This is a genomic window from Yaniella halotolerans DSM 15476, from assembly GCF_000420805.1.
Taxonomy (GTDB): Bacteria; Actinomycetota; Actinomycetes; order Actinomycetales; family Micrococcaceae; genus Yaniella; species Yaniella halotolerans.
Genome location: NZ_ATVQ01000002.1, coordinates 212,689 through 224,130 on the forward strand (window position 1 = coordinate 212,689; position 11,442 = coordinate 224,130).

The window sequence follows — 11,442 nt, forward strand, 5'->3', positions numbered from 1 at the left end:
CAGACACACCAGGACCGGACACACATTTCTTGCCTATAACCCTGATTGGGTGAAGGTGCTTAAAATAGTCTGTCCGGTTGAAACAAATTCAACCGGACAGACCTATCGTCGATTTTCCTAGCTATTAGGAATTGTCACGCTTACCTTCGAGTTCTTGCACAGTCCTACCGACTGAGCCCTGCAGTTTACGTCGATCTTGATCGTGCTCTGCATGAGCTTCGGCGAGTTCTTGTGCGGTTACAGGCTCTACGCGATCTTCGTAGAATGCCCGTGAGCAAGCCGCTTTGAACTTGGACCATAGACCAACACGACCCTTATTGTTGGGCTGAGCTGGAATTGGTTGCTGAGTTTCATATGCAACGAGCTCGTACAAGCGGTAATCGTCTACCATCTCGTGACGCTCAAGAATGGCACCCTCTGGAGTCCATTCGATAATACCGGTTTCACGTCCGTGCAGAGCGATCTCGCGATCCTTACGCTGCAGCGCCAAGCAGATTCGCTTGGTGACAATGAACCCGATGATCGGACCAAAGATGAGCAGGAATCGCAAGGCATATGCGACATCGTTCAGCGATAACATGAAGTAAACAGCCATCAAGTCTGATGACGCAGCTGCCCACATGACACAGTAGAAGATAACTCCAGCTACACCAACCGCTGTCCGACCAGGTGCGTTCCGCGGACGATCCAAGATGTGGTGTTCACGATTATCACCAGTCATGCCTCGTTCGAGCCATGGCCACAGAACCATACCGACGATCAATACACCGGCAGGTATCAGCGGAATCAGTACACCGAGTGGCAGCGCGTTCCAACCCCACGGCATCGGAATATGCCAGAGCATTGAGAAGTCGCCAAGCATACCAGGCATCAGGCGAAGAATACCGTCGACCCAACCGATATACCAGTCAGGCTGTGTCCCAGCGGATACCGGTGAGGGGTCGTACGGTCCGTAGGTCCAGATTGGGTTGATCTGCAGGAAGCCTGAGATCAGCGCAATGATACCGAAGACAATGAAGAAGAATCCTCCGGCTTTCGCGGCATAAACGGGACCTACTGGATAGCCAACTACGTTGGTGTGTTTGCGGCCAGGTCCGGGGTACTGGGTGTGCTTGTGTACAACCACCATGAACAAGTGGATAGCGACCATCAGGATGATGAGAGCTGGCACTACCATGATGTGCAGAGAGTACAAGCGCGGGATGATCTGATCGCCGGGGAATTCTCCTCCAAAGAAGAAGAACGACATATATGTCCCGACGACAGGTAGTGCCTTCATGACGCCGTCAATAATACGCAGACCGTTACCGGACAGCACTTCGTCAGGAAGCGAGTAGCCGGTGAAACCAGCTGCTAGCGCCAAGATAAGGAGTACCGAGCCGACAACCCAGTTGAGTTCACGTGGACGACGGAATGCTCCGGTGAAGAATACACGAAGCATGTGTACCGAGGCAGCTGCAACGAAAATCAGAGCGCCCCAGTGGTGTACCTGCCGCATGAACAGTCCACCACGAATTTCAAATGAGATATCCAAGGCCGAAGCGTATGCTGCGGACATTTCGACACCGTAGAGAGGCTTGTATGCGCCATCATAGACCACGTGCGCCATGGAAGGGTCAAAGAAGAACGTCAAAAAGGCACCAGACAGAACCACGATGACGAAGGAGTAGAGTGCTACTTCGCCAAAGAGGAAGGTCCAATGGTCGGGAAAGAGTTTACGTCCAAACTCTTTGACCATTTTGGACGCGCCCATACGGGTGTCAACAAAATTGGCGATCTTGCCAGTTTTTGTGGAAGCTTGATAGTCCTGAATAACGGACATTATGCACCACGCTCCTCAGCTGGTCTTGGGTCGCGCTCCCAATAAACCGGGCCAACTGGTTCCTGGAAGTCGCTTTGTGCGACGAGATAACCGTCGTTGTCCACGGTGATAGGCAGCTGCGGCAGTGGGTGTGATGCCGGACCAAAAACAACCTTGCATTCCTGAGTCAGGTCATAGGTTGACTGGTGGCATGGGCACAGCAAATGGTGTGTGTGCTGTTCGTACAGCGCGATGGGGCAACCGACGTGTGTACAGATCTTGGAGTAGGCAACGATGCCATCAACATGCCAGTCCTCACGACCATCGCTAATTTGCATTTGCTCTGGGTTGAGACGCATCAGCAGAACTACAGCTTTAGCCTTTTGGTTCAGCTTGTCGTGCTCCATGTCGAGGAGACCATCTGGTACGACGTGTAGGGCCGAACCGATGGTGACGTCCTCGGCCTTAATTGGTGTTCCTGTGACGTCGCGAACCAATCGGGTACCGGTATCCCACATGGTATGACGCATACGCTCTACACCAAAGTTTTGGGCAGGATCCTCCGACTGGTTGCCGGTGTTGTCCAGGTCACGGAACATTGCGACGGCTGGGAGTGGCGCAATGGCCAAAGCACCGATGAGGGTGTTGCGCAGCAGGGGACGGCGTTTGATCTGTGACTCATCTGCGATGTCATTGATCATGTTGACCGCGTCAGAACGGTCTTCCTCGTTGGCAACTGATTCACGTTCTTCGACCCATTCATGGTCCGGCATCAAAGCGCGACCCCATTGGACGATCCCTACACCGATGCCGAGCATGGCAAATGCGGTACCAAGGCCCAACAGTGTATTTTGGAGGCGGATGATGCCCATGTCTGTTTCGTCCAGTGGAAGCTGTCCGACACCGAAGTAGCCAACGAAGAAGACGATGGTACCGATGATGGACAGAATGAACAGGAAAGAAACCTGGCGTTCAGCGCGCTTGGCGGCACGTGGATCCTCATCAGTGATACGTGGCCGGTGAGGTGGCAATCCTGGGTCTTCGATAGCGAAGTTACCCGAATCGTCACCAGCGCGCTCTACGGCGCCCGGTTTACCGGGATCTCCGTGGCGTTGCTCGCCCATAGATCTGATTCCTTTACTCGAGTGATGTTGGTGATGTTCTAATCGACGATAATTCGATAATCAGTTAGGAAGACCGGGTTGTCATCCAAACCATAAAACCGATAAGTAGTGCAAGGCCGCCGGTCCAAACAAAGAGACCTTCAGCTACCGGGCCCAATGACCCGAGGGATGCACCGCCAGGGTAGCCCTGGGTTTCAAATTCTTTGAGGTAAGCAATGACGTCGCGCTTGTCTTCTGGGGTCAGGTTCGAATCCGAGAAGACTGGCATGTTCTGTGGACCGGTAACCATTGCTTCGTAGATGTGTTCTTCTTCAACACCATGTAGCGTCGGAGCATATTTACCGCGGGTTAGTGCTCCACCACCGGCTGACGCAGAGTGGCACATCGCGCAGTTCACGCGGAATAACTCGCCACCTCGTGCCAGGTTTACGTCGGCATGATCGGCGTCCAGGTATTCATCTTCTGGAATGGATGGGCCGGCTCCCAGTGAGTGAACGTATGCAGCCATCTGCATAGTCTGCTCTTCGTTGAACTGGTTCTGTTTTTCCTGTCCCTGGGGCCCTGTCATCTGCAGTGGCATGCGTCCGGTACCAACCTGGAAATCAACCGAGGCGGCACCTACTCCGACGAGGGAGGGGCCGGCAGGTCCACCGGTAGCTCCAATGCCGTGACAGGACGCGCAGTTCGCGTTGAACAGGGTCTCACCATCGGAGATGTTGTCGGCGCTGGTGTAGTCAGCCTGAGAATATGCCGATGCGGAGTTGATGTTGGAGGCAAGCGAGTAGAGACCTCCGGTTAGCAACAGACCCAACAACAGCAGGGCCACACCGACCATGGGGTGGCGGCGGTTCTGTGAGAGTGCCTTCACTTTATGTGTTCCTTACGTGTTTTATAACCGGATGAGGTGTGACAAGTCCGTTCCGGTTACCTCGGGTGCGATTGATGTCGAGCCGGCGGACCGAACAAGTCACTGAATGACATAGATGATAAACCACAGTGCGACCCAAACGACGTCGACGAAGTGCCAATAGTACGAAATGACAATGGCAATCGTGGATTCATGGTTACCGAAGCGCTTTGCGAGGTAGGCGCGCCCAATTACGAACAGGAATGCGATGAGGCCACCGAGTACGTGGAGTGCGTGGAAACCTGTCGTGATATAGAAGGCGGAGCCGTAGGCGCCCGAAGCCACCGTGACGCCGTGGGATACCAGCATTGCGTATTCATAGGACTGCACGGACAGGAAGATCGAGCCCAGAATGAAGGAAACGATAAACCATTCCACGACACCCCAGTCCTTCAACTTGTTGCTTGTGCGACGAGGCCGAAGGTTGATGGCAGCGTGCGTACCCCACTGTGCGGTAAACGAGCTGATAACCAAGATGACGGTGTTGATTGTCGCCAAGACTGGGTCTAGTAATGCAGTGTTCTCTTCCCACAGTGTGGGGGAGGTAGAACGCAGCGTGAAGTACATAGCGAACAGGCCACCGAAAAACATTACTTCTGATGACAGCCAGACCATGGTGCCCACGGCACTCAGGTTGGGCCGACTTGGGAAGCCGGTGGGATTATGCGAGAGAGTCTGAGTTGATGTTGTCACCCCTTCATTATGGCCCGAAAACGATCAAGATTCACAATGAGACTTGCATGCTGCGTGTCTTTTTCCTGTGAGGTCAACGACACGACTGGCAGTGAACCCGCATATTTACCAGGAAGTACGCAGTTTTCGTTGCTCTGAGGGTCAGGATTTTTGAGCCTTTTTGACTTCCAGAAGGTGCTGAATTGTTAAGCTCCTGGGCACTTTCCAGTGCGAGTCATTCGAGCTGTGCGGGCCTTGCGGAGTTATGTGCAGTCAGTGCTGCGTGATAGGTAATAGGATGATGGTCAGTAAAGAGGAATCCGTCAGTCCTTAGGAAGCGTCGCACATGAATTGGCCCACCGTATTATCTGCAGTTTCAAGTCAACAGCATTTGACGCAGGAACAAGCCGCGTGGGCCATGCAGGAAATGATGTCGGGGATTGCCACCGATGCCCAAATCGCGGGGTTCCTCATGGCACTTTCCACGAAAGGGGAGACCGTTGAGGAACTGCTAGGGCTCGCCGATGCGATGCTCGACGAGGCAGTGTCAGTGGACCTGCCCTCGAACGTACTGGATATTGTGGGTACCGGTGGAGATCGTCTTGGCACAGTCAATCTCTCAACGATGTCATCTCTTGTTGCAGTCGGGGCAGGCGCTCGTATCGTAAAACACGGCAACCGCGGTTCGTCATCCACTGCAGGAGCGGCCGACGTTATCGAGGCCCTGGGTGTAGACCTCAACCTGACGCAGTCCCGTGCCAAGGAATCGCTGGACGAAGCGGGTATAACTTTCCTCTTTGCCCAGGAGTATCACCCCTCGATGCGCTATGTAGCGCCGGCACGTAAGCAGCTTGGTGTACCGACTGCATTCAACTACCTCGGTCCACTCTCCAATCCCGTCCGAGCACAAGCGCAAGCTCTTGGTTGCGCATCTGAGGTCATGGCTCCACTTCTAGCCGGGGTCTTGGCGGACAGGGATGTGCGTGGTTTGGTATTTCGCGGATCGGACGGTCGTGACAAGATCACAACCTCCGGATCCACAACAATTTTTGAGGTGCGCGACGGTCAGGTCGAACAGCACGAACTCAACCCGCAAGATTTTGGTATCAACATTGTTCCTGTTGAGGCGTTGGCAGGCCGTGATGGCACGCACAACGCCGGTATAGTCCGGGACATGTTGGCGGGCGCGCCTGGCCCAGTGCGTGACGCTGTCCTACTCAATACCGCTGCGGGGTTAACGGCCTACGACATGAGCGCAGATGGGCACCTATTTGATCGTCTCCGGGCAAATATGGAGCGAGCGGAAGAGTCAATCGACTCTGGTGCAGCGCAGCACGTCCTAAATAGTTGGGTCAACGTCTCTCGACCTCACGAGCAGTGAATCTCTAGACGCGAAAATGCTGCCTGCAAAAACAGCAGGCAGCATTTCGTCTATGAATACTCGCTTACACCTAGAAGCCCAGCGCAAACCCTTCTTCGAGGTCGTGCTGAGAATAGGCGCGGAATGCTAGATGTGTTTCAGTGTCTTTAATGCCCTCGACCTTCGAGAGTCGATCGGAAATGACATCTTCCAACTGGTCAAATTCACGAACCCGGACCATAGCAATGAGATCCCAAGCTCCGGTCACCGAGTACACCTGAGTTATGCCTTCCTTATCGGCTAGCTCAGTAGCAATTTCAGGGATACGGTTCGTATCTGTTCTGATCATGACGAATGCGGTTACCATGGTCCTCCTCAGGAAGTCTGTGGGTCTAGTTTAGGCGTTTTTACCTCGGCGGCTCACCAGTGTAGAAATGCTGCGTCGACCTATGAGGAGGACACCCAATACTCCAGCGGTGACAAGAACGAACGCGAACTCAGACGAGTCTCGGAACAGTATTGCCCGCAGGATCGGTCCAAGAATCACTGTGATAATCCATAAGGCAATTCCGGCAGGAAAAACATTATGGATGAGCCTCCCCGGTTTTATTGCAACAGATAAAAGGAGATACGGCAGCATAAACGGCAACGCTACACGGGCAATATTGAGAAAACCCAGGTCACCATCATGGGACGAAACACCTATTATGGCAAAAATAATAATAAGGACCGCATCGATGCCGAGCATCATGCTTACGGTGGACTTCGAAGCAACCGGGGGAGAGGATTGTGGGGTCGTGGCCATGCCAACAGTCTAGGACAGCTAATGGCACTCAGATAGTAGACGCGAGGCCCTGCCTAGCATCAATGCATGATACAAGGACGTAAGGTTGTTGACATGTTCCGCGTGACACTAACTGTGATGAAAAATATTTCCCAGGGCGATGCAGCTCAGATAATAGAGCAGCTCACAGATTCTTTGACCGTCCAACCGGAGACTGGGGGAGGACCGGTGGCGAGTTTTCAGAAGGTTGGTCAGCGCCAAGTTCAGGGCTGGCTCAGGTCCGCCGATGAGGTGGTTGGTTTTATACTTTCTGCGGCAAGATCGGGGTCATGGGGTGTGAATTTAACGGCCCTTCTCGACAAGGATCAGGTCCATGAGTTTGACTGGTCTCATGGCGAATCAGGCGATTTAATGGGGAAGCAGGTTCAGGAACTCGAGTCACTTGATGCGACAAGAGCGCCCGGGGGAGTGCAGGTGATGATGGCACAAGGCAATTCCCTTGTAGGAGCGGGCAGTGCTCCTGCTTTAGGTTTGATAGAAGCGGGAATGCAGCTTTTGTGCTCGATTGAGCGTCGTCGATCCGTTGAAGGGCAAGAAGCTGGCCTCATGATCAATGCTGGCTCATCCCAGAGGGCCGCGGCTGAGCATCTCAGCGTATCTCAGCAGGCTGTGTCTTCTCGTCTGCAGGCAGGATATTGGTATGAATCTCGTAGAGTTGCATACTGGCTGGCGCAACAGCTGTCTGAGCTTATGCAATCCTGATTCCATCGAGGGCAGTAGAAGTGCCGTCGTAAGTGGGCGAGCGATCCTGGATGCTCCTAAGCCAAGGACCAGGATTAATGGGTGTTGAAGTAAAATCGTGCGTTCCGATGTTGCCTCATGTTCACGGGTTGGGTCGTGAAGCCAGCTTTGCTGGGGATGAGTGAACCAAAAAGCATGCAATCAATCAACATGCCTTCCGGAAAATCCAGAAGGGGTAGCCTAAAACAGTCAACTTTACATAATGTAGATTATCGGCGTTTTAGACAGTTCGGAATTCTTCGTTAATTACTCCGAAATGATGGGTTGAGTATCTGTTGGAGTGATCTGAGTCGGTGTAAGTTCGAAGAGAGTTGCTGAGGCATCTTCCCAGCGCCCGACGAGACGACGAAGTTCTCCACCATCTTGGTCTAAGTGGTCCAATACATGATGAACTGATACGGTTCCCCAATCTTCTGGGAGTTCGCCTCGAATGTAGATACTGATGTCGGAATCTTCAGTACCTTGATATTGCCCGTCTTGGTTATAGAAATGAAAGTCTGCCTGTTGGATTTCACCAGCGAGTGCCTGATTGAGCATATGAATTCCGACTGGATCTGCCATCGCGTCATAAGCCCAACGGTCACCCAACACCGGGTGGTCCATTTTCACGATGAGGTATTCGTCTGCACCCTCCAGCGGCGCCGCCCTGTAGGTCATCGGTAGATGCAAGATTTTGTCTTCGCGCTTCAGAATGAAACCTTCGAAGCCCACTTCGCCACCTGTATCGTCAAAGCGATACGTGCCGATAAGTTCTGGTTCTCCAGAACCGCCCCAGAACTGTTTGTCTAACCATGCGGCTACAAACTCTTTTTTGGTGGGGCTGGTCTCTACTACATAAATTGTGGCCATGTAACTAGTCTACGCGGTGACCTGAAAAATCTCAGCTCGCCCATTTGGGCCCAGGACTTTAATCACATTAGTGTGCTACTCCCTGATGCATCGTAAAATCTTCACTGTGTGATGGGTCATTCTGCCGACATTGTTGAGCGTAACAAGTATCCTAAATATATGAACACACATATGGGAGGCCATGATGCTTGAATGGATCCTTGAGAATTTCTGGTCCTTTTGGCTGATCATGATGTTGCTGCTCATCAGTGTGCAAGTCATGACCGGTGAAATGACTTTTCTCCTCATTTCCGCAGGGGCTCTAACAGCAGTTGTAGCGGATGTTTTGGGCGCGCCAATTTATGTGCAGTTCATCATCGTCACGGTGATATCCATTGCTTCGTTGATCTGGCTACGGAGTTTTGACACCAAACGTCCTGAAAATGACAGCGGCCCCTCCCCCTGGAGCGTAAATCGATACGTCGGTAGCGTGGGTGACGTCACAGAAGAAGTCACCACGAGCCAGGGCAGAGTTCGTATCGGCAACGAGATCTGGTCTGCCCGGACTTACAGTTCAATCCCGATTCCTATGGATACACCGGTGGTTATCCAGCAAATTGAAGGAGCCATTGTTTGGGTTGCTCTCACCCCTGATTCGTCTGAACTATAGGCCGAAGAGATGTGGCGCTGTCTATTTGGGTAGCGACAGTTCATATAAAAGCGAGACCAACGATCAATAGAGGAAAACACTGTGGAGATTTTTCTAATTATCCTCTTCGTTGTGTTGGCTATCTTCGTGGTAGCCATCTTGGCGAAGTCATTCAAAATTGTGCCGCAGGGTCACTGTGGAATTATCCAACGACTTGGGAAATATCAGCGAACTCAAATGGCGGGGCTTACCATGATGGTGCCGTTTGTTGATGAAATGCTCCCGCTGATCGACATGCGTGAACAGGTGGTTACGTTTCCGCCGCAACCAGTCATTACCGAAGACAACCTCGTGGTGTCGATCGATACGGTGGTCTATTTTCAAATCAACGACCCTACAGCGGCGACCTATGGAATCGCTAACTATATTGCAGCCGTGGAAAACTTGACCACCACAACTATTCGTAACGTGGTTGGTTTTATGAACCTTGAAGAGACACTTACTTCGCGCGACGCTATCAATACACAGCTACGTGGGGTTCTCGACGAAGCCACATCAAAATGGGGTCTTCGTGTCTCCCGTGTTGAGATTAAAGCAATCGATCCCCCACGAACCATTCAGGATTCTATGGAAAAGCAGATGCGGGCTGAGCGTGATCGACGCGCTGCGATTTTGACCGCTGAAGGTCAGAAACAGTCGGAAATTTTAACCGCTGAAGGTCAACGTCAGTCAGCTATTCTCGAGGCTGAGGGTGACGCTCAGGCGGCGATTCTGCGCGCGAACGCTGAAGCAGAGGCCATTGTGACAGTCTTCGAAGCTATCCACGAGGGTAAGCCAAATGCTGATTTGTTGGCCTATCAGTACCTTCAGGTACTCCCCCAAATCGCAGAATCTGATTCGTCTAAGATGTGGATTATCCCTTCAGAAGTTACCGATGCACTGAACCGTTTTAGTGGCACATACGGTCCAGAGGCTGGACCGAGTGGTTCGACTTCGCCGGGCGGCGGCTCAGGTGATTCTGGACCATCGTCGGACGCACCGACTCCCCCGCCAGCACCAAAAAGTCGACGAGCAAAGCGTCCAACAACTGCAGCAGAGATTGCTGACGTTGCGCCGAAGGCTCCGAAATTAGAAGATACTTCTCTGGAAGACGCGTTGGCGGAACCTGAAATTGAAGAAGATATCTTTCGGGATGCACCAAACAAAGGAAACGCAGGGGAACAAAAATAGCTCGTAATGCGTTGTACATCGCGAAGCCTAGTTAGATAGACTATCTTGTCTGCAAAGTTGCTTGGAGGAAATTCTGAATGTCTGATCGTTCATTGCGCGGTATGCGTCTCGGTGCCCAGTCTATGGAAACCGAAGCAGGTGTCGAGCCTGCACCACGTCAACAAGTTGAGTACCGCTCAGAAGATGGCGAATCGGTTGTCGTAACCTTCGCTGCTGAAGCTGATGTACCCGATAGCTGGACCACCAAATCTGGAAAAGAAGCTCTTCGTGTAGACGGTGAGACACCGGTACTCGATGATGCCAAACCGCAGCGTACTCACTGGGACATGCTCCTAGAGCGTCGCAGCATTGATGAGCTAGAGGAAACTCTAGAAGGTCAGCTTAAGAAATTGCGAGTACGCCGTGGCGAGGACGTCGACGCCTAACACCGTAGTTTTATTTATCGAGAAAAGCGGGGCCCACAACCAAAGTTGTGGGCCCCGCTTTTCTCGTCTTATCTGCTAGCGTCCAAAACGTTGTTTGAGCTTTTGAACTCTTGCGGTAAGCCCCCATTGGGTTACGCTACTGAACGCTTCAGTAATGATGTTCCCCGACATCTTGGACTCACCAAATTCACGTTCCGTAAAGGTAATTGGCACTTCAACAATACGCTTGCCTAATTGCGCGGTCCTAAAGGACATGTCTACTTGGAAACCGTAGCCCTTGGACTGAACGGCATCCAGGTCCATAGCTTCGAGCGTAGTTGCACGGTATGCACGGAAGCCGGCGGTAATGTCAGTTAGGCGCAGTCCCAAGAGGATCTGCGGATACAGCGAGCCCCCAATAGACAAGAGCTTTCGGTACCATGGCCAATTGACCATTTTGCCACCGGGGACACGACGTGATCCGATCACGAGATCTGCCTCATCGATGGTCTGTAATAACCTTGGCAATTGTTCTGGTTGGTGCGAGCCATCAGCATCCATTTCAACCAATACGTCATATTCACGCTCTAACCCCCACCGGAACCCAGCGATATACGCGCCGCCAAGGCCGTCTTTGATCTGTCGGTGTAGAACGAAGACCTGATCGTCTTTTGCAGCTTGTGCATCCGCCCAGAGACCGGTGCCATCTGGTGAGTTATCGTCCACCACCAATACGTCGGATTCGGGCACGGCTGCGCGAAGTCGCTGCAGCGTCCCCGGCAATGATTCAGCTTCGTTGTATGTGGGAATAATCGTCAATACGCGCACAAGTGTCCTTTTCGTACAATGTCTATGATCACGGTTAATGAACCTGGACCAACC

The 11,442-nt window shown here is 52.4% G+C and carries 13 protein-coding genes; 5 read left to right on the forward strand and 8 right to left on the reverse strand.

Features of this window, described 5'->3' with window-relative positions:
• Positions 1-124 precede the first annotated feature (124 nt).
• The 4 genes from qcrB to ctaE all read right to left on the reverse strand — a co-directional run bounded on the left by qcrB (position 125) and on the right by ctaE (position 4,525).
• Entirely contained in the window at positions 125-1,822 is a 1,698-nt protein-coding gene (gene qcrB, locus G583_RS0108515) for a cytochrome bc1 complex cytochrome b subunit (protein ID WP_022870763.1), read from the reverse strand.
• Positions 1,822-2,925: a cytochrome bc1 complex Rieske iron-sulfur subunit gene (qcrA, locus tag G583_RS0108520; RefSeq protein WP_022870764.1), complete on the reverse strand. Its 1,104-nt coding sequence runs from the start codon at positions 2,923-2,925 to the stop codon at positions 1,822-1,824. Before qcrA ends, qcrB begins: the two co-directional genes overlap by 1 nt.
• 64 nt (positions 2,926-2,989) lie before the next feature.
• Positions 2,990-3,793 carry a cytochrome bc1 complex diheme cytochrome c subunit gene (qcrC, locus tag G583_RS0108525; RefSeq protein ID WP_022870765.1) on the reverse strand — a complete coding sequence of 268 codons (804 nt, stop codon included), beginning with the start codon at positions 3,791-3,793 and terminating at the stop codon, positions 2,990-2,992.
• A 99-nt stretch (positions 3,794-3,892) separates the two neighbouring features.
• Complete coding sequence (gene ctaE, locus G583_RS0108530) at positions 3,893-4,525, reverse strand: aa3-type cytochrome oxidase subunit III (protein WP_022870766.1); 633 nt, start codon at positions 4,523-4,525, stop codon at positions 3,893-3,895.
• A 325-nt stretch (positions 4,526-4,850) separates the two neighbouring features.
• Between ctaE and trpD the strand changes: the two genes are divergently transcribed.
• A complete protein-coding gene (gene trpD / locus G583_RS0108535) occupies positions 4,851-5,885 on the forward strand; it encodes an anthranilate phosphoribosyltransferase (protein WP_022870767.1) in 1,035 nt (344 codons plus the stop codon).
• 70 nt (positions 5,886-5,955) lie between these two features.
• Here trpD and G583_RS0108540 read toward each other — a convergent pair whose 3' ends face one another.
• Both G583_RS0108540 and G583_RS15185 read right to left on the reverse strand, forming a co-directional pair.
• A complete protein-coding gene (locus G583_RS0108540) occupies positions 5,956-6,231 on the reverse strand; it encodes an Lrp/AsnC family transcriptional regulator (RefSeq protein WP_022870768.1) in 276 nt (91 codons plus the stop codon).
• A 30-nt stretch (positions 6,232-6,261) separates the two neighbouring features.
• On the reverse strand, positions 6,262-6,669 hold the full coding sequence (locus G583_RS15185) for a DUF3054 domain-containing protein (RefSeq protein ID WP_084677332.1): 408 nt from the start codon (positions 6,667-6,669) through the stop codon (positions 6,262-6,264).
• 66 nt (positions 6,670-6,735) lie between these two features.
• Between G583_RS15185 and G583_RS16365 the strand changes: the two genes are divergently transcribed.
• Entirely contained in the window at positions 6,736-7,410 is a 675-nt protein-coding gene (locus G583_RS16365; protein WP_156832086.1) for a hypothetical protein, read from the forward strand.
• Positions 7,411-7,695: 285 nt separating this feature from the next.
• Here G583_RS16365 and G583_RS16370 read toward each other — a convergent pair whose 3' ends face one another.
• Complete coding sequence (locus G583_RS16370; RefSeq protein ID WP_022870771.1) at positions 7,696-8,298, reverse strand: maltokinase N-terminal cap-like domain-containing protein; 603 nt, start codon at positions 8,296-8,298, stop codon at positions 7,696-7,698.
• A gap of 181 nt (positions 8,299-8,479) precedes the next feature.
• On the opposite strand from G583_RS16370, the gene G583_RS0108560 reads away from it, so the two are divergent.
• From G583_RS0108560 to G583_RS0108570, 3 genes are all read left to right on the forward strand, one after another.
• Positions 8,480-8,947 (forward strand): NfeD family protein, encoded by a 468-nt coding sequence (locus tag G583_RS0108560; protein WP_022870772.1) that lies wholly within the window; start codon positions 8,480-8,482, stop codon positions 8,945-8,947.
• Between the two features lie 81 nt (positions 8,948-9,028).
• Positions 9,029-10,156, forward strand: coding sequence for an SPFH domain-containing protein (locus tag G583_RS15200; RefSeq protein ID WP_022870773.1), 1,128 nt, complete (start codon positions 9,029-9,031; stop codon positions 10,154-10,156).
• Positions 10,157-10,233: 77 nt separating this feature from the next.
• Positions 10,234-10,581: an RNA polymerase-binding protein RbpA gene (locus tag G583_RS0108570; RefSeq protein ID WP_022870774.1), complete on the forward strand. Its 348-nt coding sequence runs from the start codon at positions 10,234-10,236 to the stop codon at positions 10,579-10,581.
• A 75-nt stretch (positions 10,582-10,656) separates the two neighbouring features.
• Here the strand turns inward: G583_RS0108570 and G583_RS0108575 are convergent, their stop codons facing one another.
• Positions 10,657-11,388, reverse strand: coding sequence for a polyprenol monophosphomannose synthase (locus G583_RS0108575; RefSeq protein WP_022870775.1), 732 nt, complete (start codon positions 11,386-11,388; stop codon positions 10,657-10,659).
• Positions 11,389-11,442: the final 54 nt, after the last annotated feature.